Origin of the sequence: Solirubrobacter phytolaccae, assembly GCF_027587195.1 — a bacterium.
In the GTDB taxonomy this organism is placed as follows: domain Bacteria; phylum Actinomycetota; class Thermoleophilia; order Solirubrobacterales; family Solirubrobacteraceae; genus Solirubrobacter; species Solirubrobacter phytolaccae.
On the sequence record NZ_JAPDDP010000031.1, the window covers coordinates 33,412 to 57,544 of the forward strand.

Consider the following 24,133-nt stretch of genomic DNA (forward strand, 5'->3'; position numbering starts at 1 on the left):
AGGCATGTCCGTCCGCGTGGGAACCGGTTTGTCGACGCTCGCCGAGCCGCGAGCCGCCGCTTTGGACGCGGCCTCCGCGGCCGCCGCCGAGCTCGGCGACGCGCGCTGTGACCTCGTCGTCCTGTTCGCGTCCGGCGGTGTGCTGGGCGCGCCGGAGCTGGTGCTCGAGGCCGTCCACGAGATCCTCGCCCCGGAAGCGTTGATCGGCTGCGGCGCCGGCGGCGTGATCGGCCACGGGCGGGAGATCGAGAACGGCACCGCGGTGTCGGTCTGGGCCGCTTCGCTCGGTGAGGGCCACGCCACGTCGTTCCACGCCGCGGTCGAGGAGATCGAGCAGGGCACGGGCGCGCTGACCGGCATGGCGGACCTGACGGGCGCGGACGGCGCGGTGTTGCTCAGCGACCCAGTGACCTTCCCCACCGACGCGGTGCTGCGCTTCCTGAGCGAGTCGACGCCGATGCTGCCGCTGATCGGCGGGCTCGCGTCCGGGCAGCGCCTGGAAGAGGACGAGACGGTGCTGTTCATCGACGAGCGCGTGGTCGGCGAGGGCGCGGTCGGCATCCGGCTCGACGGCGTGGAGATGCTGCCGGCCGTGTCGCAGGGCGCCGCGCCGATCGGGCCCGAGCTGACGATCACCGCCGGCGAAGGCCACGTGATCGGCGAGCTGGCGGGCAAGCCGGCGCTGGAGAAGCTCCGCGACACGATCGAGGAGCTCCCGCCCGAGGAGCTGCGGCTCGTGCAGGGCGGGCTGCTCGTCGGGATCGTCGTGGACGCCAACAAGCCCGACTACCTGCAGGGCGACTTCCTCGTCCGCGGGCTCGTCGGCGCCGATCCGGAGACCGGCCAGGTCGCGGTCGCCGCGGACGTGCACCCCGGGCAGGTCGTGCGGCTGCACGCGCGGGACGCGGAGAGCGCGGATCGCGACCTGCGCGAGGCTTTGAGCATCCGCATGACGGCGCTGGGCGGCCGGCCGCCGGCGGGAGCCTTGGTGTTCGCCTGCAACGGGCGGGGCCGCAGCATGTTCGGCCGCTCCGACCACGACGCCGAAGTCGTGCTCGACGCGCTGGGCGGCGCCCCGGCCGCCGGGTTCTTCGCCGCGGGCGAGATCGGCCCGGTCGGCGGTGGCTACTTCTTGCATTCCTTTACGGCGACGGTGGCGGTGTTCGCATGAAGCTCGATGGTGCGCGGGTGTTGTTGACGGGCGCGACGGGCGGGCTCGGCCAGGCGATCGCGCGGGCGCTGGCGGCCCGGGGCGCGACGCTGGTGCTCACCGGACGGCGAGCCGAGGTGCTCGAGCCGCTCGCCGTGGAAGTGGGCGGCCGCGCCGTGGCGTCCGATCTTGCCGATCCGGCCGCGGTCTCCGCCCTGCTGGAGGAGGCCGGCGAGGTCGACGTGCTCGTCGCCAACGCCGGGCTGCCGGGCAGCGGCGGGCTGCACTCGTTCTCGGTCGACGAGATCGACCGGGCACTGACCGTGAACCTGCGCGCGCCGATGCTGCTCGCGCAGGCGCTCTCACCCTTGATGGTCGAGCGCGGGCGCGGGCACCTGGTGTTCATGTCCTCGCTGGCCGGGAAGGCCGGCGCGCCCGGCTCGTCGGTCTACGCGGCGACCAAGTTCGGCCTGCGCGGGTTCGGGCTCGCGCTGCGCGAGGATCTGGCGGCCAAGGGCGTCGGCGTGTCGGTCGTGCTGCCCGGGTTCATCCGCGAGGCCGGCATGTTCGCCGAGTCCGGCGCGAAGCTCCCGCCCTTCGTCGGCACCAAGCGCCCGGACGACGTCGCCCGTGCGGTCGTGAAGGCGATCGAGCAGAACCGCGCGGAGCTCGACGTGGCGCCGGTGGCACTGCGGGCGGGCACGCTGCTGGCGTCGTTGGCGCCCGGCCCGGTGGGCTCCGTGCAGCGGCGGCTCGGCGCCGTCAAGACGTCCGAAGAGATCGGGCGCGGGCAGACCGAGAAGCGCTAACCGTCGCTGCGCCGCCCGGCGTCGGTGACGCCGTTCGTGGGCTGGACCTCGGTGGCGGTGCCGACAGCGGCGAGAACCTCGTCGGCGAGCTTCGGGCCGTCCGCGTCAGACAGCGGTGTGGCCTGGATGCGGACGACGACCTCGTCCGCGTCCACCTCCTCCAGGGAGATGTTCGGCTCGCCGCGGGTGGGCGTCGTGATCGCCTCCTCGAGCATGGTCTGGATGGTGCTCGGACGCACGTCGGGCCGGAGGCGGGCTCGGAGGTCGACCGCCGCGGGCTCGCGCAGCGGCACGACCGCGGCGCTCAGCACGACGTTGTTCGGGACCATGATCGAGTCCTGGTTCTGGGCGAAGGTCGTGTAGAGCAGCCCGAGGCTGGAGACGACGCCCTCGACCTGGCCCGCGAGGCCGCCCGCCTGCAGTCGCACGCGGTCGCCGACCTTGAACGGGCGGACGGAGATCAGCACGAGGCCGGCGATCAGGTTGCCGAGCGTCTGCTGGGCGGATCAGGAAGCGGCGGTGCCCGCGGTGCCCGGGTCCATCCGGCGGAACAGGGCGGGCGCGGTGAAGCGGCGGAGGTCGCGGGCGAGCGCCCAGCCGAGGGCGAGCATCACGACCGCCGCGGCGATCCGGACGGGCGCGTCGACGCCGAAGATCCGCTCGCGCTCGAAGTAGGCGATGAGCGTGACGGCGAACAACGGGATGACCGCTTCCCGATGGTCTCGGTTTCAGTCCGTGAGGGCGATCACAAATCGTTCACTCGAAGTGCCTGCATACCCGGCAGGGTCCTCGCCGGAGGGACCCAACTACAGGCAATAGGAGGAATGCATGCGCGCAACGCGCATCGCGGTGCTGGCCGCTGTCGGCGTCGCGGCGGCCGGGGCGACGGGGGTCGCCGTCGGCCAGTCCGGGCCGGACAAGAGCGCCGCCCTGAAGGCTTCGGTGGACATCTCGAAGCCGAAGAACATCATCCTGTTCATCGGTGACGGCATGGGCGATTCCGAGGTCACCTCGGGCCGCTACTACGCCAAGGGCGCCGCTGGCCGCCTGAACATGGACGCGCTGCCCTTCCGCGGCGACGTCACGACCTACAACGTCGGGCCGGCGGCCGCTGCGCCGTACCCGCCCAACTACGTGCCGGACTCCGCGCCGACCGCGGCCGCGTGGTCGAGCGGCATCAAGACGCTCGACGGCCGTCTGGGCCAGGGCCCGTCCTCGGGCGTCACCGTCCCGGGCACGAACTACGAGACCTACATGGAGATCGCCAAGAAGCGCGGGCTCTCCACGGGCAACGTCTCCACCGCGGAGATCACGGACGCCACGCCGGCCGGCCCGTCGGCGCACATCTCCCAGCGTGGTTGCCAGGGCCCGAACGACACGCGCAGCGCGTGCCCGACGGAGACCAAGGCGGCCGGTGGCCTCGGCTCGATCGCCGAGCAGCAGGCCGACAACCAGTTCGATGTCGTCCTGGGTGGCGGCCGCGCTCGGTACGCGCAGCCGCTCGAGGCCGGTGGCACGACGAACGTCATCGACTACGCCAAGACCAAGGGCTACAAGTACGTTGCCACCGAGGCCGAGCTGGCCAGTGTGACGTCGCTGGCGGCGGGCGAGCGGCTGCTCGGCCTGTTCCACGACTCGAACATGACGACCGAGTACCAGCCGCTGATCGCGTCTGACACCGGCGCCGGTTCGGCGACCACCAAGTGCCAGCCGTCCAACCGCGGCACCGAGCCCACGCTGGCCGAGATGACCGACAAGGCCATCAAGCTCCTCGAGGGCAACCAGAAGGGCTTCGTGCTCCAGGTCGAGGGCGCCTCGATCGACAAGCGCGATCACGCGTCCGACGCGTGCGGCCAGATCGGCGAGCTCATCGGCATGGACGACGCCATCGGCATCGCCCAGCAGTTCCAGAAGACGCACCCGGACACGCTGATCGTCGTCAGCGCCGATCACTCGCACACGAGCCAGATCATCGGGCCGACCACGGTTCCGCGCGGCCAGTACACGACCCTGCAGACCGTCGACGGCGCGCCGATCCGCATCTCCTACGGCACCGCCGCGATCGCCGGCTCCCAGTCCCACACGGGCGCCACCGTCCCGGTCTTCGCGTCGGGCCCGCGTGCCGCTGACGTGACCGGCACGATCGACCAGACCGAGCTGTTCCCGGTCCTCACCAACACCCAGACCGGCAACGGTCCGGCCACCTCGACCCCGGTCGGCGGCGACGTCGGCGGTGCCGTTCCGGCCACCCTGTCGCTCACCGTCGGCGCTCCCGCGTCGTTCCCGGCCTTCGTGCCGGGCGTGGCGAAGGACTACACCGCCGGGATGCTGGCGGACGTCGTCTCCACCGCGGGCGTCGCGAACCTGTCGATCGCCGACGCCGGCACGACCGCTCCGGGCAAGCTCGTGAACGGCACCTTCGCGCTGGAGCAGCCGCTCCAGGCTCGTGCGAAGGACGGCGCCTTCGCGTCGCTCGGCGCCACTCCCCTGGGCCTGCTGACCTACACCGGCCCGGTCTCCAACGACCGCGTGTCGATCGACTTCAAGCAGTCGATCGGCGCCAACGAGCCGCTGCGCACCGGCACTTACGCCAAGACGCTCACGCTCACGCTCTCCACGACCACCCCGTAGCACCGACGCCGCGCCGGCCGCCCTTGCGGGTGGCCGGCGCGGCGCGGGGTCGCCATCACGGCACGTAGTAGTCCACGTCGAGGACGATGTCCGAGACCTCGATCGCATGGTCGGCCGGCGCGGGCGCTCCGGGGATCGCGAGCCCGACGCCGTAGTTGTCGAGCGCGCCACTGACCCACGCGGCGACCAGCGCGGTGACGTCCCGCCGGGTCGCTCCAGGCGTTGTTGCCGGGGGCCTCGAACGTGTTCCACTCCGACCCGTAGTCGCCGCCGACGTTCGACCACGGCCACAGCCAGTCCGCGCTGCTGTCCCAGTCGGTGATGACGTCCAGGATCGAGACGACCTTGGGATCGGTGCCGAGCTCGTTGGTCTGATACACGCTCAGCGTCGCGTCGGTGACGACCGCGTTCGACGGAATCGCGCTGAGCCCGTCGAAGCGAGCGATCGTGATCTGGGTCGTGTTCCCCACCGTGTTCGGCGGGAAGTTGGCGTCGACCTCCCCGATCCAGCCGCCGCCTGCGCACTGATTCGACGGCGGGTACTCGATCAACCAGCACGACGTGTGCGCACTTGCCTTCTTGATTGGACCAGGAGTGAGAACTGCTATGCCGGCGGTGAGCATCGAACCATTCAACGCATACTAAGTCAACGTTCGTGTGCTGACACGTGTAACCGTCTGGCGTGTGGCGTGGCGTTCAGCTCAGGTGGCGCGCGGCGGGCTGAGTGCGCGTCGGGGAGCACACCCGCGGCCGCCGCGTCAAGCAATTCGTGCCCCGGCGGTCGCGAGTTCTGCGGCGGTCGTCACGAATGGCTTGACCCGTCGGGGCGGGTGCGCTCTTGTGCGGGTGAGCGGCTGCGCCGGAGTGCGCCCGGGCGCGGGCCGCGCGCTCGTGCGTGATCCGTCAGTTGACGCCCGTGGGGGGCGTTAAGTGACGGATCACGGGAGCGATCCGTCAGTTGACCCCCGCACAGGGGGTCAAGTGACGGATGACGGGAGCGATCCGTCAGTTGGGGCCTTGTGGGGGCCCAAAGTGACGGATGCCGCGCGTCTGGGTGGCAATGGCGTGTTGGCCCGTGTGCGCGGGCGCTTTCCGGCGCAGCCGGCTCATTGGGACGTCAGCGCAGCGGCGCCGGGCCTGTCAAGCCCGACCCGAAGGGCGGCGAAGCCGTCGCGCAGCGATCGCCTTGACAGGCCCGGCGCCGCGGAGCTACCCGAGTGCGGCGACGTGACCCGTGCGGGGCGCGCGGCGCGCCACGGCGGCGCGCGCCACGGCACGACGCCACGGCACGACACGACGGCACGACGGCACGGCACGGCGCCGCGGGACGGCATGCCACTGCGGGGCGGCGCAGAACGGCACGCGGCGGCGGTACGGGACGACATGGTGGCGCGGGACGACAGGCGCCAGGGCGACGGCGCGGCGCGGCGCCATGAGTGGCAACGTGCCAACTCGCGAAACTCGGCTCAAGGTTTCGGGCCGTGCTGCCGATGACATGAAGTAGACCGCCCGCCGAGGCGGTTTTCGCGTTTCTAGAACAGGGTCTCCTGCTTCACGCGGGGGACGGTCGGAAGCAGCGGTGGCGGCTGGCGGCGGGTGATGCCGCCGCGGTGGCGACGGTACGGGTCCATGTCCGTGCGGGGGTTGAGCCACGGGACGCCGGCGGCCAGCTCGATCTTGTGGCGTTCCGGGGGTGAGAGGCGGGAGCCCTTCGCGTAGAGGCGCTCGTAGCGCGGGACGAGGTCTGGGCGGTAGTCGCGCAGCCAGTCCATGAAGATGCGGCGGACCGCGGTGGACAGGAACAGGGTCTGGCCGCCGATGTAGGTCGCGCCCGCCTCCGTGGCCATCTCGACGATCTTCTCGACCTGCTCGGGAGCGTCGTTGATGCCCGGGATGAGCGGGGCCATCAGGACGCCGGTGGGGATGCCGTTGCGGTTGAGCTCGGCCACCGCCTCCAGGCGTGCACGTGGGTGCGGCGTGTGCGGCTCGGTGGCGCGCCAGGCCTTCTCGTCCAGCGTCGGCACGGACAGGCAGGCGCTGATGTCGGTGACCGCGGCGATCTCCTTCATCAGGTCTAGATCGCGCAGCAGCAGTGGCGACTTGGTGAGGATGGAGCACGGGTTCTCCGCGTCGCGCAGCGCTTCCCAGATGCCGCGCATGAGCTTGTAGCGGCCCTCGACCCACTGGTAGGGGTCCGTGTTCGTGCCCAGCGCGACGGTCTCCCCCGTCCAGGACGGCCGGCGCAGCTCCGCGCGCAGCACCTCGGGCACGTTGACCTTGACGACGATCTCACGCTCGAAGTCTCGGCCCGCGTCCAGCTCCAGGTACTCGTGCGTCGGGCGGGCGAAGCAGTTGTGGCTGACCACGCCGTTGGCGATGAAGTCGCCCGTGCCGGTCGTGATGTCGAACATCGGCATGTCGATGCCGAGCCGTTCCACCGATGTGACGCGCAGCGCGCCCGGGAACTTCACCGCGCGCCCCTCGACCGTGCAGCGACGCCGGATCGCCGGACCGACCGTGTGGAAGAACCGCAGATGCTCCCCAGCGTCACCGAGCACTCGCACCGTCCGCGCGTCCTCCGAGACGGAATGGAACCCGAGCACCCGCAGGCTGTCCGCCGCGCGGCGCAGCACGGCCGGGTCGGAGTTCGCGAGCCGCAGCGCTTCGCCGCTCGAGCCGTCCGCGTCGAACACGCCCGCCAGGAACCCCTTGCACCACTCGGGGCTCGCGTCCCACGGCCACGCGAGCACGTGCCGCATCGACTCCGCCGACGGGCGCGCCACGCGCATCTCTCGATAGCCCGCGACGGCCGCCGCGCTCATCGTCAGCCCCAGCTCGGCCAGGTAGAGCTCCACGCGCTCCAAGGCCTCACGCCCGGCCGGCGTGAGCCGGAACAGGTGATCGTCGCCGTGCACCGCGCCGCACAGGTAGCCGCGCCGGTAGTCCGCGTCTTCCACCGGCGCCACGGCGAACTGGCCGACGCCACCGAACCGGTCTCCCACCACGAGCGTGCGGCGCCGGCCCTCACCCTCCGCGACGTACCGCCAGCCGTGGCGGGTGAGGAAGCGGTGGTCGCCGCTCGCGACCAGCTCCGTGCCGTCCTCCAACGACACGCGGTACGCGGGCTTGAGCGTCGACCAGTGCGCGAGCACCTCGGTGTGCACGTAGCGGCGGGTGCGGCCGACCCGGCGCGTGCCGTAGATGCGATCCCCCTGGCGGAGGTCGGCCAGCGCCCGCGTGCGGCCGTCCGCGAGCAGGATCTGCGTGTCCCCCGCCAGGCAGTAGACGCACGCGTGCGAGCAGCCGCGGTAGGGGTTGACGGTCCAGTTGAAGGGCAGCCGCGAGGCCGCCGGGACACGGTTGAGGGCCGACTTGGTGCGGACCTCGTGGAACCGCATGTCCAGCGCCTCCGGCGCGTCGAACCGGCGGACCACCGTGTCCCCCAGGCCGGGGAGCCGCCCGGCGTCGTCTCGCTCGATGACCTGTGATGACCAGCGCACGAACACATGTTCGCACGGGTTGCGGACGGAATGTCGAACGCGTGTTCTCAGTCGGACGGCAGCAGGCTGTAGATCACCGTGTCCCGGCGTCCACCCTTGAACGGGAGGTGCGCTCGCAGCAGCCCTTCGCGCGTGAACCCACAGCGCTCGGCGACCCGCTGGGAGGCGACGTTGTCGGGGCCGCACGTGAGCTCCAGGCGCGCGACGTCGAGCTCGTCGAACGCCCAGCGCGCGAGCAGGCGGACGGCGTGCGTGGCGACTCCGCGCCCGCGTGCGTGCGGCGCCAGCCAGTAGCCGATCCCGGCACGGCCCTCGCAGAAGCCGTGCAAAGACACGCCTCCCAGGACGACGTCACCGACCGCCGCGAACGCGATCTGCCGACCGCAGCGGCGCGCGTCCTCCAACTCGACCAGGTGCTCCCGCGCGGCGCTCTCAGTGAGCGGCGCCCAGTCGGAGAAGCGCGCGAACACCGGATCGTGGAACGCCGCGACCATCGCCGGCACGTCGGCCTCACGCCAGGGACGCAACGTCACGCGCTCGTCGGCGAGCGGAGGGCTCGGCCACGGCAACTCGGCCATGGCCGAGAACGCTACGCCACGCGCGAGAGCAGCGACTCGCTGCCGGTCAGCGACTGCGACGTGGCCGTCGCGATCTCGACCGAGACGAACTCGCCGGGCGCGGCGAGACCGTCGAAGTTCACGACCTTGTTGTGCGTCGTGCGCCCGCGCAGGCGCGCCGGGTCGTAGCGCGACGGGCCGTCGACGAGCACGTCGAGCGTCCGCCCCACGAACCGCTGCGCGCGCTCACGGGCACGCCGCTGGACGGCCTCGACGAGCCGCTCCATCCGCTCGGTCTGCACCTCGTGCGGGACGAACTCGTCCACGAACTCAGCGGCCTCGGTGTCACGCCGGGGCGAGTAGATGAACGTGAAGGCGCCGTCGAAGCCGACCTCCTCGACCACCTCGAGCGTCTCGGCGAACTCCGCCTCGGTCTCCCCCGGGAAGCCGACGATGATGTCCGTCGTGATCGCGCAGTCCGGCACGTGCTCGCGGATCAGCGCGACGCGGTCCATGAAGCGCTCACGCCCGTACGTGCGGCGCATGCGCTTGAGCACCCGCGACGAGCCCGCCTGCAGCGGCAGGTGGATGTGCTGGCAGACGCTCTCCAGCTCAGCGTGCGCGCGGATGACGTCCTCGGTCATGTGCGCCGGGTGCGGGCTCGTGTAGCGGATGCGCTCGATGCCGTCGATCGCGTCCACGGCGTGCAGCAGCTCGGAGAACTTGCGCGGCTCCGGCCGTAGCCGTGTGCCGTAGGAGTTCACGTTCTGGCCGAGCAGCGTCACCTCACGCACGCCCTCGGACGCGAGCACGCGCACCTCTTCCACCAGCTCCTCGAACGGCCGCGAGACCTCGCGGCCGCGCGTGGACGGCACGATGCAGTACGAGCACTTCATGTTGCAGCCGGCGCTGATCTGCACCCACGCGTGGACGTCCCGCGCGCGCTTGCCCGGCAGATGACCGGTGAAGCCCTCGAACTCGAAGAAGCCCTGGGCGGTGAGGCTGTCGCTCGTCAGGAACTCGGCGAGCTTGTGCACCTGGCCCGGGCCGAAGGCGACGTCCACGAACGGGTAGTCGCGGAAGACCTGGTCCTTGACCGACTGCGCCCAACAGCCGCCGACGCCGATCACGCGCTCGGGATCCTTGCGCTTGAGCGCGCGGGCGTCGTAGAGGTGGCTGACGAAGCGCTCGTCCGCCTTCTCGCGGATCGAGCACGTGTTGAACAGGATCAGGTCCGCTTCCTCGCGCGCCGGCGCCTCCGAATACCCGAGCGACTCGAGCATGCCCTTCATGCGCTCGGAGTCGTGCTCGTTCATCTGGCACCCGAAGGTGGTTACGTGGAAGCGCTTCATGACGGCTAACGAGCGTAGTCGGTGGCGCGCGACTCGCGGATGACGGTGACCTTGATCTGGCCCGGGTACTCGAGCTCCTGCTCGATCTCGCGGGCGATCGAGTGGCTGAGCAGGACGGCGCCATCGTCGTCGAGCGCGCCCGGAACGACCATGACGCGGATCTCGCGGCCGGCCTGCATGGCGTAGACCTTGTCCACGCCGTCGTGGCGGGTCGCGATCTGCTCGAGGTCGCGCAGGCGCTTGACGTACTGCTCGAGCGACTCGCCGCGGGCACCGGGCCGGGCGCCGGACAGCGCGTCGGCGGCCTGGACGATCACGGCCTCGACGGTCTGCGGCTCGACCTCGTTGTGGTGCGCCTCCATCGCGTGCGCAACGGCCTCGGACTCGCCGTGGCGGCGGGCCAGGTCGCCGCCGACCAGCGCGTGCGGGCCCTCGACCTCGTGGGAGACCGCCTTGCCGATGTCGTGCAGCAGCGCGGCGCGGCGGGCCGTCTTCGGGCTCGCCCCCAGCTCCTCGGCCATCATCGCGGCGAGGTGCGCGCACTCGATCGAGTGCGCGAGGACGTTCTGGCCGTAGCTCGTGCGGTACTTCAGGCGGCCGAGGATGCGGACGAGCTCGGAGTCCAGGCCCTGGACGTTGGACTCGAGCGCGGCCTGCTCGCCCGACTCGACGATGTGGGACTCGAGCTCGGACTTGGCCTGGTAGTAGGTCTCCTCGATCCGCGCCGGGTGGATGCGGCCGTCCTGCAGGAGCTTCTCGAGCGTCATCCGGGCGATCTCGCGGCGGACGCCGTCGAAGCCGGAGAGGATGACCGCGTTCGGCGTGTCGTCGATGATGAAGTCGACGCCCGTGAGGTGCTCGAGCGCGCGGATGTTGCGGCCCTCGCGGCCGATGATGCGGCCCTTCATGTCGTCGGCGGGCAGCTGGACGACGGAGACCGTGGTCTCGGCGGCGTGGCCCGCCGCGAGGCGCTGCATGACCACGGCGAGGATGTTGCGGACGCGGCGGTCGGCGTCGCGCTTGGTCTCCTCCTCGATCTGGCGGACGAGGCGGGCGGAGTCGTGACGGATCTGGTCCTCGAGCTCCTTGAGCAGAAGCTGCTTGGCCTGTGATGCGGAGTAGCCGGACGTGCGCTCGAGCGCCTTGACGTGGCGCTCGTGCGCCTCGTCGGCGCGCTGGGTGTGCTGGGCGAGCGTCTCCGCTCGGGCCTCGAGCTCGGCGGCGCGCGTCTCCAGGGCCTCCTCGCGAGCGACCAGGCGCTCTTCGAGGCGCCCGATCTCCTGCCGGCGGTTGAGGGCGTCGTCCGTCTCAGCGGCGCTGGCGGCGGCTTCGGCCGGGCCCACGGGGGCTCTCGACCCGGACGATCCGGCGCTCCCCGCGGCCGCGAGCCCAGGGGCCCGCTTGACCAGCAGGAGTGCCGCGACCACCAAGCCGACCGCGAGCACGGTGGCCGCGATCACAGTTTCCATTGTCCAGTGTCCTCTCTCCGTACGCCGCCCTACTAGGGCGCGGCGAGATCCGATGCTTCGATTTCAAGAGGCGGCAGATCGGGTCGACCCGGAGGTCCGGAACGAGGGATCAGCATGAAAGGCGGCCGAGGACGGCCGCCGCGTCAGGTGGCGGCGGTCAGAAGTGAGTTCGAAGGGTGCCTAACGGGCGCCGGAGCCCGCTGGGTGGGCGCTCTCGCCCGAGTTGATGCGTGGTGGCCGTCAAGACTGAAGCTGCTGAATCACAAGTGAAATTGGCTTGATTTGCTGCTGGTTTCAAAGGGGCCGCGTAGACCCGGTCTGTCGCTGCGGCGGATCGTAGTACTGCAGAGTGCCGCACGCAACGACGCTCGGGCGCGACCGGGCCGGCAGTTGTCGCTCACGGGGCGAGAACACCCCGCGCACGGCCGGATCGGCGCGGCTGCGAGACGTGAAACGTGTCAGCGCTCGACGGCGGAGGCGGCGTGGCGCCGCAACGCATCGTGCGCGAGCTCGAGGTCGAACCCCTTGCGCACGAGGAAGCCCAGCGCCTTCTCGCGGTCTCGCGGCGCCTCGGGCGGAACCGGGTAGCGCCGGGCGAGCAGGGCCGTCGCGGCCGCCAGCTCGTCGTGGTCGCCGGCCGCGAGCGCGGCGGCGATGTGCGTGCGGTCCACGCCGAGCTCGCGCAGCCGGCGCTCGATGCGCTCCGCGCCCCAGTTGTCCAGGTTGCGCCGATCTTCGGCGAAGCGCTGCGCGTAGCCCGCGTCGTCCACGTAGCCGCAGGACTTCAGCTCGTCGAGGACCTCGTCGATCAGCGGCGCCTCGACGTCGTTGCGCTCCAGTCGCGCCCGGACCTCGGCCTCGGTGCGCTCACGCCGCGAGAGAAAGCGCCAGGCGGCGTTGAACGCCTCCTCGCGCAGCTGGTCCTCGGAGGCCGCGGGCGGCTCGCCGGAGAGGCTGCCGAGCGACTCGGGCGCGAAGTCGGCCGCGAGGGCCTCGAACGACAGCACGACGGGGCCGGGCGACGAGTCCGTGGCGGGGCCGGTGGGGCCCGGCGACGAGTCCGTGGCGGGGCCGGCCGGAGCGTCAGCGGCGGCAGGCGGAGCGTCCGGGGCGGGGCCGGTCGCGGCGGGCGGTGCGTCCGCGGCGACGCCAGCGGGGCCGGGCGGAGAGTCGGCGGCGGGGCCGGTGGGCCGGGTCGCCGCGGGTGAAGAGGTGGGCTCGCCGCCGCGGGACGCGGCGGACGGGCCCGAACGGGCGGCGCCGGGCGAGGCCTCCGTGTCGGCGGAGGTCTCGCCCTGCGGGGTTGCGGGGCCGGAAGGCTCCGCGGCGCTGCCCATAGCTAGAACGTGCCCCTAGGCCCCGACGAGGGCCGCGGCCTTCTTGGCGTCGCCCTCGATGGGCGCGACGAGGTCCTGGCTGACGCCGAGGATCTCGTAGACCTTGCTCTCGATCTCCTTGGCCACCTCGGGGTGGCTGTCGAGGTAGCCCTTGGCGTTGTTGCGGCCCTGGCCCAGACGCTCGTCGCCGTAGGAGAAGAACGAGCCGGACTTCGTGACGACCGAGTGCTCGATGCCGAGGTCCAGGATGCAGCCCGAGGACGAGATGCCCTGGCCGAACTCGATGTCGAACTCCGCCTGGCGGAACGGGGCGGCGACCTTGTTCTTGACGACCTTCACGCGGACGCGGTTGCCCACGGCCTCGGTGCCGTCCTTGAGCGTCTCGATGCGGCGGATGTCCAGCCGCTGGGACGCGTAGAACTTCAGCGCGCGGCCGCCCGGCTGGGTCTCCGGCGAGCCGAACATGACGCCGACCTTCTCACGGATCTGGTTCGTGAAGAGGCAGAGCGTCTGCGTGCGGTTCAGGTTGCCGGCGAGCTTGCGCATGGCCTGGGACATCATGCGCGCCTGCAGGCCGACGGTCTGGTCGCCCATCTGGCCCTCGAGCTCCGACCGCGGCGTCAGCGCCGCCACGGAGTCCACGGCCACGACGTCCACCGCGCCGGAGCGCACGAGCATGTCCGCGATCTCCAACGCCTGCTCGCCGTAGTCCGGCTGCGAGACCAGCAGATCGTCGATGTTCACGCCGATCCGCTGGGCGTACAGCGGGTCCATCGCGTGCTCGGCGTCGATGAACGCGCACACGCCGCCGAGCTTCTGCGCCTCGGCGATGATGTGGTAGACCAGCGTCGTCTTACCGGAGGACTCCGGGCCGAACACTTCCACGATGCGGCCGCGCGGGATGCCGCCGATGCCGAGGGCAAGATCCAGCGACAGCGCACCCGTGGGAATCGCCTCGCACTTGACCTGAGCACCCGGATCTCCCATCCGCATGACCGAGCCCTTGCCGAACTGGCGCTCGATCTGGGACAGGGCGCCCTGCAGGGCTGTATCTCTTGCCTTCGAGGGCTCCTGGTTGCTCATGGACGTGCACGCTAGGGGCCGGGTCGGACGGATACGAACATCTGTGCGCTTTTGGCACACAAAAGGCACACTTCTGTGTCAGTTCGTAGGCAACGTGAACCAAAAGGTCGAGCCGGTGTCCTCGACGCTCTCAAAGCCCATCGTCCCGCCGTGCGCGATCACGATGTCGTGGGCCAGCGCCAGCCCGAGACCGGTCCCGCCCACCCGCACCGCTTCCTCGCGCGCGACCCGGAAGAACTTCTCGAACACCCGCGCCTGCTGGCCGACCGGGATGCCGAGCCCGTCGTCGGACACGGTCACGCGCACGACCCCCTCGGCGCACTCGGCGTCGATCCGCACCACGCCGCCATCGGGCGAGTACTTGATCGCGTTCGAGAGCAGGTTCGCGACCACCTGCGCCACCCGCGCCCGGTCGCCGCGCGCCATGACCGGCGTCGGGCACGGCCGCAGCTCGAGCCGGTGCGCCTCGCTCTGCCCCGCGAACACGGCCACGGCCTCGGCCAGCAGCTCGCCCACGTCGAACGAGGCGAGGGCCAGCACGAGCCGCTGCTCCTCGATCGTCTGCAGGTCCAGGAAGTCGTCGATCAGCGACGAGAGCCGCTTCGCCTCGCGGTGCACCGTGCCCAGGATCTCCGCGCGCGAGCTCTCGTCGAGCGGGCGCGTGCGCAGCAGGTCGGTGTAGCCGACCACGGACGCGAGCGGCGTGCGCAGCTCGTGCGAGACGGTCTGCATCAGGGTCGACTTGAGCTGGTCGACCTCGCGCTCGCGCGTGACGTCGCGCAGCACCACCAGGCGACCGATCCGCGCGCCGTGCGCGTCGTCGATCGGCGCCGTGTAGCGCTCGAGCACGAACCCGGACACCGCCAGCTCGTCCGCGGTCGGCTCGTCGGAGTCGGCGAGCACCGACTCCCAGTCGGCGAAGTACGACTCGCGGTCGAACGCGACCGGCAGCGGCCCGCGATCCGCCCCGATCGCCGACCCGATCGGCATCTCCAGCCGCGCGGAGAGCTGCTCCATCGCCGCGTTCGCGAACACGACCTCGTGGTCGAGGCCGACCAGCGCGATCCCCTCGCGCACGCCGTCGAGCACCGCGGCGTTGACCTGCGAGAGCCAACCCTGCTGCCCGAGCGCGTCCGCCTCCGCGAGCGCGGTCGCCGCCTGGCCGGCGAGCCGCAGCACGCTCTCGGCCTCGGCGGTCGAGAAGCCGTCGGAGGTCACGCCCCCGAGCGAGGCCACGCCGATCGAGCGCTCGCCGATCTGCAGCGGCACGTGCAGCTCCCAGCGCACCGGCACCTCCCCGGCGAGCCCGCGGACGAGGAACGAGGAGTCCTCGAGGGCCAGGACGTCGCGCCCCGCGACCGCCCGCGCCGCCGCGCCCTCCCCGCCCGCCGCGACCCGCTCGGGCAGCGAGGCGGGATCGAGCCCGACCGCCGCCGCGCGCGCCCAGCGCTCCTGGTCCTGCCAGGAGCCCGCGTACAGGACCCCGACGTCGGCACCCGCCGCCTCGACCAGCCCGGACAGCGCGATCCACGCCAGCACGGCGGTCTCGCGCTCGGTCGCCAGCGTGTCCGCGAAGGACGCGTAGGCCTCGGCCCGGCGCTTCTGGTCGGCCAGCTGCGCCGCGGTCGCCGACAGCTCGTCACGCTGCGCGCGCAGCTCGTCGCTCGACGCCGACAGCTCTTCCTGGTGCTCCTCGAGCTCGATCGCCTGCATCTCGAGCTCCGTGTTCTGGCTCTCCAGCTCGTCCCGCGATTGCTCGAGCGAGCGGGCCATGGCGTTGAAGGTCGCCCCGAGCCGGCCGAGCTCACCACGCCCCGACGTGACGACGGTCGCGTCGAGCTCGCCCTGGCGCACGCGCTCCGCGGCCGCCGCGAGCTGCCCGACCGGCCGCACGATCCGCCGGGCGACGTACAGCGTGACCCACACCAGCGCGCCGATGCACGCGAGCAGGCCGACGAACGAGATCAGGAAGGCACGGTCGGTCGCCTGGTCGGCCTTCGCCGCCTGGCGCGCGGACCGCTCCTGCTCGGCCGCGGTCAGGTCGACGATGCGCTCCTCGACGGCGTTGGCCCGCGCGGTCCCTTCGGCCGCGCTCGCGAACGCCCGCCCCGCGGCGACACCGTCCTCGCGCGTGCGCGCGATGACCGCGTCCGCGTAGTCGTTGATGTAGGAGAGCGCCTCGGCGCGGATCGTCTCGGCGCGACGCAGCTGCGCGGGGTCGTCGTCGACCAGCGCCGCCAGGTCGAGCGTGGCGTCCGGCAGCGCGGCGCGCGCCTGCCGGTAGGCCTGCAGCAGGTCTTCGTTGCCGGCGATCAGGTAGCCGCGGACGTTCGTCTGGACCGCCAGCAGACGCTGCTGGGTGAGGTTGCCGGCGGCGATCACGGCCTGCGACTCGCGGGCCTGACGCGCGGTCGCCTGCTGGCGGGCGATCGCCCACGTGAGCAGCCCGATGACGGTTGCGACGAGCACGACGAGCCCGAGCGAGCCGAGCACCGTCCGCTTGGTCATCCACCCACCCGCTCGTACGCGTGCGGGCCGATCACGCGCAGCCCGTACGCGCTGGGGTCGATCAGCCGCTCGCTGCGGCCGAGGAGCAGCACGCCGCGCCGTGAGAGCGCCGCGACGAGGTTCCCGTAGAGCCGTTTGCGGGCCGCCGGACTCATGTAGATCGCGACGTTGCGGCAGACGACGAGGCGCCAGCGGCCGGGCGGCGGGCCGTCGGCCACCAGGTCCCGCTGCTCGAAGCGCACGCGTGCCCGCACAGCGTCAGAAACGCCGTCGAAGACGCCGACTTGCGCTATTGCGAGGTTTTCTTCGAGTAGATCGCTGCCGAGCAGCAATGCACGGTCGAGCGCGCCGATGCGCTCGAGCAGGATCCCGAGCGAGTACAGCTCCGAGCCGTCCGAGCAGCCTGCCGACCAGGCGCTGACCCGTGCGCCGCCGGCCAGCAGGCGTGGCAGCAGGTCGTGCTCGAGCAGCGCGAACTGGTGCGGGTCGCGGGACATCGCGGTGTGCGAGATCGCGATCGAGCGCCGGAAGCGGCGTCGCTCGCCCGCGTCGCCGCGCAGCACCCGGGCCAGCGAGGCCGGGTCGTCCAGCTCCAGCCGCCGGCACGCGCGAGCCACCTGCTCGTCCACGTGCTCGTCCCGGAAATTGGCCAGCGGCAGCCCGCTGACGCGCTCTAGTTCGCCCACTCCGGGGCGGACCGTAGCGGCGCTACGGCGCCGCCACTCGGACCGGATCCCGGTCTGTCAGCGTGCCAACGCAGACAACGGTGTCACGCGCAATCTCGGTTGCAGCAGGCTCGCCTGGGCGTCCGACAGCGACAGCCGGATGCGCTTGCCGCCCAGCGTTCCGGACAGGCCGCGTCGGCCGAGCACGAGCCTGCCCTTCGCGGCCTTCGGTCCGGAGATGCGGAACGTCAGCGACCGCGAGAGATCCCCGCCGCCGCTCACGGTCAGGCCGGTCACAGCCTGGTAGTCATGCAGGACGAGGCGGCGGCCGCTGATGCGCCAGGAGCCGCCACGCAGTCCGCCTCCGCCTGTCGCCAGAGCGGTCGAGAACACGACATCGAGGTCGTTGAGCGTCTCGAAGACCCCGAACAGCGTCCGCCCGACCTTACCCGAGTAGTCGGGGTACGACGCGAGCTTGTCGAACGACTTCGGCGCGGACGGCCCGCCCGGCACGCCCGTCGGCACGCGCTTGCAGGTCTTGGGCGGCGTCTTGCCGTCCAGGAAGCGGCTGACCGCGCGAGCCGCACAGGAACGCGGCTCGCTGAGTGTGGAGTGGCCGACGCCGGGGATCACGATCCGGTGCGCGCCCGGGATCCGCGCCGCGACGTTGGCGGACCACTCCGGCGCGGTGCGCAGATCCTCGCCGCCCTGCAGGATCAGCGTCGGCACGGTCGGGTACGGCGTCGGCGCGACCGTCGTCGGCGCGCGCGGGACGTCCGGCCAGCGCAGGCACAGGTTGATCTCGTCCTCGACGACCATCGCCGCGTCGAACGGCGCGAACGCGTTCGGCGGGAGCGTGGCGACGAGCGACTGCGACCACCCCGCGCGCTGCTCGACCGGCGTGCCCGCGGGCCACGGCAGCGGCGTCGTCTCGCACACCGTGGAGTAGCGCGCGACGGAGAAATCACGCGGCGAACCGAGGCCCTCGAGCCGCCGCGACTCGCGGATGAGGCGGGCCAGCAGCGCCCCGTCGCCCTTGAGCGCGGCCTGCACGCCGGCCGGGATCGCGGCCCGCAGCGGCGGCAGGTAGTCCGTGAGCAGCATGAGGTCGAACAGCTTCGTCGGCGTGATGTTCACGCGCTGCGAGCGGCCGAGCGAGTCGTAGGCGAAGGCCTGGAGCGGCTTGGCGCGCAGCTGGGCGACGAGCGCGGTGAGGTCGGCGCCGGGGTCCAGCGAGATCTCGCGGCAGCGCGCCGGGCACAACGACTTCAGCGACGGGCTCATCGCGCGGAACGTCACGCCCGCGAACGGATCGGGGTCGTCGTAGTCGACGACGGAGTCCAGGATGAGCCGCTCGACGTGCGCCGGGAACGCCCGCGCGTAGGCGACGGCGAGCTCGGTGCCGTAGGAGATGCCGAACAGCGTCAGCTTCTCGACGCCGAGCTGCTGGCGGATCGCCTCCATGTCCTGCACGGAGTCCGGGGTGGTGTAGAAGCGCCGCGCCGGGCCGATCCGGTTCGCGCACTCCTCGGCCGCGCCGGTGTCGCGCAGGTGCGGATCCTTCTCCAGGCGCGGGCAGCGCAGCAGGCCGGAACGCCCGGTGCCGCGCTGGTCGTAGCCGATCAGCTGGAAGTCCTCGGCGAGCTCGGGAAGCGCGCTGCCGACCACGCTGAGCATCTCGCTCACGCCCGCACCGCCCGGGCCGCCGGACAGGTACATCATCGTCTTGCCGGAGGTCTTTCCGATCCGGGCGATCCGCAGCGGGATCGTCCCCGGCATCGTGTTCGCCCGGTCGAGGGGCACGTCGAGCGTCGCGCAGCGGATGCCGGCGAAGTCGACGCAGGACCGCCACTGCAGGGCGGCGTGAGACGCGCTCGGAAGGACCGCGAGCGCCGCAAGGGCGAGCAGCGCCCCGATCATGAACCTCCGCATATGAGGCCTCAGGCTACCCGCTGCGCTAGAGGCGCTTTCACAAGTGGTTGATAGGTGGCGCCGTGTTGATGCAGGCGGGAGACGTAGAGCGTCACGGACGGCCCCGCGAAGGCGATCGGGGCGAGCGCCAGCGGCGCCTCACGCGGCGGGCGCACCCGCGGTCGCAGCCGGGCGATCGTCACGTGGGCGCGGAACGGACGCGTCTCGGGCGTGTAGACGCCGGCGGCCTCCAGTCCGGCGGAGACGCGCGCCTGCAGGTCGCCGAGCGGCCCGTGGATCTCGACCGTGAGCACCCGCGCGCGGCGCGGCGGGAGCAGGAGCACGTCGCCGAGCTCCAGCCGCGGGGCGACCGACTCCGCCAGCACGACCGGCGCGATCGCTTCCACGTCCTCCTCCGGGCGCTCGCCGAGGAAGGCCAGCGTGATGTGGAGGGACTCCGGCTTCACCGGCCGCCAGACCTCGGGATCCGCCGCCTGGCCCGCCGCGGTGAGGGCGTCGCGCACGTCCTCCGGGAGGTCGAGCGCGACGAAGAGCCTCATCGCCGCAGGATCAGCGCGCGGAGCATGTGCAGCGCGACGGTGGTCGTGCGGTCGCGCACGTCGGTGCGGGAGCCCGGGAGGCGCACGGTGCGCTCCTCCACGCCCCACGGTGCGGCGATGCTCAGGCAGACCGTGCCGACGGGCTTCTCAGGCGTGCCGCCGCCCGGGCCGGCGATGCCCGTGATGCCGATGCCCAGGTCCGCGCCGAAGCGCTCCCGCGCGCCCGCCGACAACGCGGACGCCACCTCCGGGGAGACGGCTCCGTGGGCGGCGATCAGGCCCGCGTCGACGCCCGCCAACGCCGTCTTGGCCTCGTTCGAGTACACGACGACGCCACCGAGGACGTAGGCGGAGGAGCCGGCGAGGTCGGTCAGCCGCCCCGCCATCAGCCCGCCCGTGCACGACTCCGCCGTCGCGATCGTCAAACCCGAGAGCAGCTGCGCGATCACCTCGTCGATGGTCGCGCCGCTGTCCGAGAAGAGCGCGTCGCCGTGCCGCGCCCGGATCTCGGCCTCGAAGTCCGCGTACGCGGCCGCAGCCGGCTCCTCGTAGACCGTCGCCAGCTCGAGCTCGCCGCGCCGCAGGCAAGTGGTGATCTCCAGCGGGCGCGAGTCGGCGTCGAGCTCGCGCAGCGTCGCGGCGATCTGCGGCTCCGACAGCGGGAAGAAGCGCAGGATCCGCTGCTCCAAGGACCCGGCGGAGGCGAGCAACGAGCGCAGCGGCTCCGTCGACACCGCGTCGCCCCACATCGCCTGCAGCTCGCGCGGCGGCCCCGGGAGCACGGCCACGAGCGGCGCGGAGCCGATCAGGAAGCCGGGTGCGGTCCCGCGCGGCTCGAGCACCACCGCGCCGACGGGCACGTGCGCCTGCTTGCGCGCCCCCGCCCGCATCGGCGCCTCTTCGCCCCCGATCCGGCGCCGCAGCGTGTTGACGATCGCCCAGATCCGCTCCTCGAGCGCCGGGTCGAGCTCCATCCGCGTCCCCGCCCACCCGGCGACCACCTCGGCCGTGAGATCGTCGGCGGTCGGGCCGAGGCCGCCGCTCGTCAGCACCAGGTCGACGTCGGAGAAGAAGTCCAGCGCCCGCCGCAGGTCCTCGGGACGGTCGCCGACCACGACGATCTCCCGCAAGGAGACGCCGTGCGCGCGCAGCTGCTCGGACAGCCACGGCCCATTGGCGTCCCGGATGAGGCCCGAGAGCACCTCGGTGCCGGTCACGATGATCCCCGCGCGGACGCTCAAGTGGCGCAGAGCCCCGTCCGCACCGACTCCTTGAGCCGCTTGGGCTTCTTGCCCGGCCGCAGCTCGTACCCGATCGGCTGGCCGATGTTGGCCGCGGGGTAGCGCTTGCCGCCGTAGGTCATGCGCACCGAGCTGTTGCCCAGGTTGACGCGGAAGGACTTCGACCGGAACGTCTTGGTGCTCGCGCCCTTCTCGAGGTACTCGCCATTGACGACCGCCTTGCCCGTCGCGTCGACCAGGCACACGTACACGCGGTCGGTCGCGGTCAGCTTCAGGGACACGCGGGTGGGCGCGGCCTTCTTCTTGCGCTTGGCCGGCGTCGCCGTGGCCTTGGGCGGCTCGCTCGTGGCCGTCGCGGTGGGCGTCGGCGTGCCGTTCCCGGTGAGGTCGGTCTCGGGGTCGTCGCCGGTACGCCCGAGCAGGTAGAGCGCCGCGCAGACGATCAGGATCCCCAGCCCGACGACGATGAACGGCCCGATCGGCCGCCGCGGGCGCTGACGCTGGCGACCGCCGCCCCGGTTGGGCCGGAACGGCGTCAGGTCCTGCGTCGTCGGGCGCTCGAAACGCTGCCGGTATTCCTCCACGAGCAAGCGTGGGTCGAGTTCCAGGTACTCCGCGTACGTGCGCAGGAACGTCTTGACGAAGGTGGGCCCGGGCAGCAGGTCCCACTCCTCGTTCTCGAGGGCGCGCAGGTATTTGGCACGGATCTTCGTCGCCGCCTCGACCTCGGTCATGTCGATGCGGCGGCGCATCCGTGTCTCGCGAAGCGTCTCACCGATCTCCGGCATCAGCTTCTACGAGGCTACAAGCGCCCTACTCGGGCGAGCCGTCGTCATCGGGCACTTTCGCCGGCGTTCCGGCGAGCGCCTCGAGCACGCGGGGCACGTCAGCTTCGGTCACAAGCACCTGGCGTGGCTTAGAACCTTCATATCCGGAGATCACACCACGCCGCTCGAGCATGTCGATCAGTCTCCCGGCTCGGGTGTACCCGAGACGCAAGCGACGTTGCAACATCGACGTCGAGGCGGTCTGCATCTCGGCGACGAGTCGGATCGCGTCCTCCAGCAGCGGGTCCTCGTCCGGGTCGAACTCGTCCGGAGCGCTCTCGGCCTCGACCGGTTCCTCCGCGACCTCCTCGAGCAGGTCGTCGCGCAGCTCCGGCTCGCCCTGGTCGCGCCAGGCGTCCGTGATGGCCTCGATCTGGGGCTCGTCGATGAACGCGCCCTGGATGCGCTGCAGGCGCGAGGAACCGACCGGCGAGAAGAGCATGTCGCCCATGCCGAGCAGCGCCTCGGCGCCGTTCTGGTCGAGGATCACGCGCGAGTCCGTCTGCGAGGAGACCGCGAACGCGATCCGCGACGGCACGTTGGCCTTGATCATGCCCGTGATGACGTCCACGCGCGGCGACTGAGTGGCCAGCACGAGGTGGATGCCGACCGCGCGCGCCTTCTGGGCGATGCGGATGATCGAGTCCTCGACGTCGGCGGGCGCGACCATCATCAGGTCCGCGAGCTCGTCGATCACGCACAGGATGTACGGGAGCGGCGGCTGGTCGCGGGTCGCGCGGACCTTGTTGAGGTCCTTCAGCGTGCGCGTCCGGGCCAGCGCCATCGCGCCGTAGCGCTGCTCCATCTCGCGCACGAGGTTCTGCAGCGCGGTCGCGGCCTGGCGTGGCGAGGTGATCACCGGCGTCAGCAGGTGCGGGATCGAGTCGTAGTGCGTGAGCTCGACCTGCTTGGGGTCCACGAGCACCATCCGCACCTCGTGCGGGGTTGCGCGCAGCAGGATCGACGAGAGCATCGCGTTCACGCACGCGGACTTGCCCGCGCCGGTGGTGCCGGCGACGAGCAGGTGCGGCATCTTCGCCAGGTCGGCGCCGATCGCGCGACCCGCGACGTCCTTGCCCAGCCAGACCGTGAGCGGCGACCAGTCCTCGGGCGGCTGCCCGTAGATGTCGCCGAGGTGCACGATCCGGCGGCGCGCGTTGGGCACCTCGATGCCGACCGCCTGCTTGCCCGGGATCGGCGCGAGGATGCGGATGTCCGCCGCGGCGAGCGCGTACGCGAGGTCGTCCTTGAGCTGGGCGACCTTGCCGACCTTGATGCCCGGCGCGAGCCGCAGCTCGTAGCGCGTGATGTGCGGGCCGGCGACCATGCCGATGACCTTGGCCTCGATCTTGAAGTGCGCGAGCGCCTCGATCAGCTGCGCGGCGACCTTCTCCTGGCCGGCCGTGTCCGGGCGCGACTGGTCCTCGGTCGAGCGCGTCAGCGCGCTCGCGTCCGGGACCTGCCAGACGAAGTCGGGCGAGTCGGTGACCTCGGCGCGGTAGCGGCCCTGCGGCGTGAGCTGCTCGGGATCGACGGGCTTGGCGGGGCCACGCATGACGCCCTCTTCGTCCTGGTCCTCGGCGAGGCGCTCGAGCTCGGGGACCTCTTCGACCTCCGGCTCGTCCTCGATCTCCGGCTCGAGGATCGGCTCGGGCTCGAGGTCGGGCTCCGGTTCCGGCGCGAAGGCTTCGACGACGATCGGCTCCTCGTCGGGCTCATCCGCTTCGGGTGTCGCATCCCACAGAGACGAGAACTCGGGCGGCTCGTTGATCTCCGTCGCCGGCGGCGCCTTCGTGGACACCTTCACGCGGGTGGAGCGCTCCAGCGTCGCCAGGTCGTCCCGGACCCGCGGGCGGGGCCGCGGGCGCGGCGCGTTCTTGGCGGCGGTGCGCAGCTCACGCGTCGTCGAGGACACGGAGTCGGTCGTGAACTTGATCACGCTCGCCACGGACGCGCCCGTGAGCAGCAGCACGCCCGCGATGAACAGGAAGACCGCGACGATGTGCGCGCCGACCGCGCCGAACAGGGTCTCGAGCCCCCAGTCGAGGGTCTCCCCCACCATGCCGCCGCGCGTCTTGACCCACTCGGCGTCCCACCAGTCCGGCCGCGCGCCGTCGGGGCCGACGCCGAGCGTCCCGGCCGACAGGGCGAGCGTCACCGCGAGGAAGAGGCAGATCGCGCCGGAGCGGAACGGCCGCACGGCGGGCAGCACGGGGCGCAGCATCACGATCGCGCCCGCGGCCACGAGCGCCACCGGCACGAGGTAGTGCCCGGCGCCGAGCAGCCACATCAGGGCCTCGACCGCCTGCGAGCCCACGCGTCCGCCCTCCCAGCCGGCGTAGACGAGGAACCCGAAGAACAGGCCGAGGCCGACCGTTCCGAGGCCGATCAGGTCGAGCTGGCGCTGCTCGAGGGCGGGCAGGCCGAGCCCCGGCGCCGAGCGGCGCGCACGGGCAGCGGGCTTCTTCTTGGGCTTCTTCTTGGCGGCAGGCATCTGGCCCCCGCCCCTTCGACATAACGTCGCCGACCCCTG

Annotated in this window: 20 protein-coding genes; 3 read left to right on the forward strand and 17 right to left on the reverse strand. The window is 71.9% G+C overall.

The window, feature by feature from the left end; all coding sequences use genetic code 11:
* The first annotated feature begins 4 nt into the window (after positions 1-4).
* Together OJ997_RS17710 and OJ997_RS17715 are read left to right on the forward strand one after the other, a co-directional pair.
* A complete protein-coding gene (locus tag OJ997_RS17710) occupies positions 5-1,171 on the forward strand; it encodes an FIST signal transduction protein (RefSeq protein ID WP_270026516.1) in 1,167 nt (388 codons plus the stop codon).
* Positions 1,168-1,959 (forward strand): SDR family NAD(P)-dependent oxidoreductase, encoded by a 792-nt coding sequence (locus OJ997_RS17715; protein ID WP_270026517.1) that lies wholly within the window; start codon positions 1,168-1,170, stop codon positions 1,957-1,959. Before OJ997_RS17710 ends, OJ997_RS17715 begins: the two co-directional genes overlap by 4 nt.
* Here the strand turns inward: OJ997_RS17715 and OJ997_RS17720 are convergent.
* Together OJ997_RS17720 and OJ997_RS17725 are read right to left on the reverse strand one after the other, a co-directional pair.
* Positions 1,956-2,441, reverse strand: a complete 486-nt coding sequence (locus OJ997_RS17720) for a mechanosensitive ion channel domain-containing protein (RefSeq protein ID WP_372517909.1) — start codon at positions 2,439-2,441, stop codon at positions 1,956-1,958. The two genes, OJ997_RS17715 and OJ997_RS17720, sit on opposite strands and share 4 nt — an antisense overlap.
* Before the next feature lie 24 nt (positions 2,442-2,465).
* On the reverse strand, positions 2,466-2,657 hold the full coding sequence (locus OJ997_RS17725; protein ID WP_270026518.1) for a hypothetical protein: 192 nt from the start codon (positions 2,655-2,657) through the stop codon (positions 2,466-2,468).
* Positions 2,658-2,787: 130 nt separating this feature from the next.
* On the opposite strand from OJ997_RS17725, the gene OJ997_RS17730 reads away from it, so the two are divergent.
* A complete protein-coding gene (locus OJ997_RS17730; RefSeq protein ID WP_270026519.1) occupies positions 2,788-4,590 on the forward strand; it encodes an alkaline phosphatase in 1,803 nt (600 codons plus the stop codon).
* Here the strand turns inward: OJ997_RS17730 and OJ997_RS17735 are convergent.
* From OJ997_RS17735 to OJ997_RS17805, 15 genes are all read right to left on the reverse strand, one after another.
* Positions 4,545-5,141 carry a hypothetical protein gene (locus OJ997_RS17735; RefSeq protein WP_270026520.1) on the reverse strand — a complete coding sequence of 199 codons (597 nt, stop codon included), beginning with the start codon at positions 5,139-5,141 and terminating at the stop codon, positions 4,545-4,547. The two genes, OJ997_RS17730 and OJ997_RS17735, sit on opposite strands and share 46 nt — an antisense overlap.
* 658 nt (positions 5,142-5,799) lie before the next feature.
* The gene (locus tag OJ997_RS17740; RefSeq protein WP_270026521.1) at positions 5,800-6,024 is read right to left on the reverse strand and encodes a hypothetical protein; all 225 of its coding nucleotides are present in this window, start codon (positions 6,022-6,024) and stop codon (positions 5,800-5,802) included.
* A 98-nt stretch (positions 6,025-6,122) separates the two neighbouring features.
* Entirely contained in the window at positions 6,123-8,090 is a 1,968-nt protein-coding gene (locus OJ997_RS17745) for a hypothetical protein (RefSeq protein ID WP_270026522.1), read from the reverse strand.
* A 47-nt stretch (positions 8,091-8,137) separates the two neighbouring features.
* On the reverse strand, positions 8,138-8,668 hold the full coding sequence (locus OJ997_RS17750; protein ID WP_270026523.1) for a GNAT family N-acetyltransferase: 531 nt from the start codon (positions 8,666-8,668) through the stop codon (positions 8,138-8,140).
* Between the two features lie 11 nt (positions 8,669-8,679).
* Positions 8,680-9,999 (reverse strand): tRNA (N6-isopentenyl adenosine(37)-C2)-methylthiotransferase MiaB, encoded by a 1,320-nt coding sequence (gene miaB, locus OJ997_RS17755; RefSeq protein WP_270026524.1) that lies wholly within the window; start codon positions 9,997-9,999, stop codon positions 8,680-8,682.
* A gap of 5 nt (positions 10,000-10,004) precedes the next feature.
* Positions 10,005-11,468 carry a ribonuclease Y gene (gene rny / locus OJ997_RS17760; RefSeq protein ID WP_270026525.1) on the reverse strand — a complete coding sequence of 488 codons (1,464 nt, stop codon included), beginning with the start codon at positions 11,466-11,468 and terminating at the stop codon, positions 10,005-10,007.
* Between the two features lie 458 nt (positions 11,469-11,926).
* On the reverse strand, positions 11,927-12,805 hold the full coding sequence (locus OJ997_RS17765) for a regulatory protein RecX (RefSeq protein WP_270026526.1): 879 nt from the start codon (positions 12,803-12,805) through the stop codon (positions 11,927-11,929).
* A gap of 15 nt (positions 12,806-12,820) precedes the next feature.
* Complete coding sequence (recA, locus tag OJ997_RS17770; protein WP_270026527.1) at positions 12,821-13,888, reverse strand: recombinase RecA; 1,068 nt, start codon at positions 13,886-13,888, stop codon at positions 12,821-12,823.
* Positions 13,889-13,966: 78 nt separating this feature from the next.
* Positions 13,967-16,396, reverse strand: a complete 2,430-nt coding sequence (locus tag OJ997_RS17775) for an ATP-binding protein (protein WP_270026528.1) — start codon at positions 16,394-16,396, stop codon at positions 13,967-13,969.
* The gene (locus tag OJ997_RS17780) at positions 16,393-17,082 is read right to left on the reverse strand and encodes a CheR family methyltransferase (protein ID WP_270026529.1); all 690 of its coding nucleotides are present in this window, start codon (positions 17,080-17,082) and stop codon (positions 16,393-16,395) included. The genes OJ997_RS17775 and OJ997_RS17780 overlap by 4 nt, the downstream gene beginning before the upstream one ends.
* Positions 17,083-17,139: 57 nt before the next feature.
* Positions 17,140-18,993, reverse strand: a complete 1,854-nt coding sequence (locus OJ997_RS17785) for an alpha/beta fold hydrolase (protein WP_270026530.1) — start codon at positions 18,991-18,993, stop codon at positions 17,140-17,142.
* 8 nt (positions 18,994-19,001) lie between these two features.
* Complete coding sequence (gene thpR / locus OJ997_RS17790) at positions 19,002-19,532, reverse strand: RNA 2',3'-cyclic phosphodiesterase (protein WP_270026531.1); 531 nt, start codon at positions 19,530-19,532, stop codon at positions 19,002-19,004.
* Positions 19,529-20,773, reverse strand: coding sequence for a competence/damage-inducible protein A (locus OJ997_RS17795; protein WP_270026532.1), 1,245 nt, complete (start codon positions 20,771-20,773; stop codon positions 19,529-19,531). Before OJ997_RS17795 ends, thpR begins: the two co-directional genes overlap by 4 nt.
* Positions 20,770-21,561 (reverse strand): helix-turn-helix domain-containing protein, encoded by a 792-nt coding sequence (locus OJ997_RS17800; protein WP_270026533.1) that lies wholly within the window; start codon positions 21,559-21,561, stop codon positions 20,770-20,772. The genes OJ997_RS17795 and OJ997_RS17800 overlap by 4 nt, the downstream gene beginning before the upstream one ends.
* A gap of 25 nt (positions 21,562-21,586) precedes the next feature.
* Complete coding sequence (locus OJ997_RS17805) at positions 21,587-24,094, reverse strand: FtsK/SpoIIIE family DNA translocase (protein ID WP_270026534.1); 2,508 nt, start codon at positions 24,092-24,094, stop codon at positions 21,587-21,589.
* Positions 24,095-24,133 lie beyond the last annotated feature (39 nt).

Excerpts from the sequence above, each read along its gene's own strand:
- OJ997_RS17765 (WP_270026526.1), bottom strand. The coding sequence starts at position 12,805 with ATGGGCAGCGCCGCGGAGCCTTCCGGCCCCGCAACCCCGCAGGGCGAG.
- recA (WP_270026527.1), bottom strand. The coding sequence starts at position 13,888 with ATGAGCAACCAGGAGCCCTCGAAGGCAAGAGATACAGCCCTGCAGGGC.
- OJ997_RS17775 (WP_270026528.1), bottom strand. The coding sequence starts at position 16,396 with ATGACCAAGCGGACGGTGCTCGGCTCGCTCGGGCTCGTCGTGCTCGTC.
- OJ997_RS17800 (WP_270026533.1), bottom strand. The coding sequence starts at position 21,561 with ATGCCGGAGATCGGTGAGACGCTTCGCGAGACACGGATGCGCCGCCGC.
- rny (WP_270026525.1), bottom strand. The coding sequence starts at position 11,468 with ATGGAAACTGTGATCGCGGCCACCGTGCTCGCGGTCGGCTTGGTGGTC.
- OJ997_RS17750 (WP_270026523.1), bottom strand. The coding sequence starts at position 8,668 with ATGGCCGAGTTGCCGTGGCCGAGCCCTCCGCTCGCCGACGAGCGCGTG.
- OJ997_RS17730 (WP_270026519.1), top strand. The coding sequence starts at position 2,788 with ATGCGCGCAACGCGCATCGCGGTGCTGGCCGCTGTCGGCGTCGCGGCG.
- OJ997_RS17740 (WP_270026521.1), bottom strand. The coding sequence starts at position 6,024 with ATGGCGCCGCGCCGCGCCGTCGCCCTGGCGCCTGTCGTCCCGCGCCAC.
- OJ997_RS17715 (WP_270026517.1), top strand. The coding sequence starts at position 1,168 with ATGAAGCTCGATGGTGCGCGGGTGTTGTTGACGGGCGCGACGGGCGGG.
- miaB (WP_270026524.1), bottom strand. The coding sequence starts at position 9,999 with ATGAAGCGCTTCCACGTAACCACCTTCGGGTGCCAGATGAACGAGCAC.
- OJ997_RS17805 (WP_270026534.1), bottom strand. The coding sequence starts at position 24,094 with ATGCCTGCCGCCAAGAAGAAGCCCAAGAAGAAGCCCGCTGCCCGTGCG.
- OJ997_RS17785 (WP_270026530.1), bottom strand. The coding sequence starts at position 18,993 with ATGCGGAGGTTCATGATCGGGGCGCTGCTCGCCCTTGCGGCGCTCGCG.
- thpR (WP_270026531.1), bottom strand. The coding sequence starts at position 19,532 with ATGAGGCTCTTCGTCGCGCTCGACCTCCCGGAGGACGTGCGCGACGCC.
- OJ997_RS17710 (WP_270026516.1), top strand. The coding sequence starts at position 5 with ATGTCCGTCCGCGTGGGAACCGGTTTGTCGACGCTCGCCGAGCCGCGA.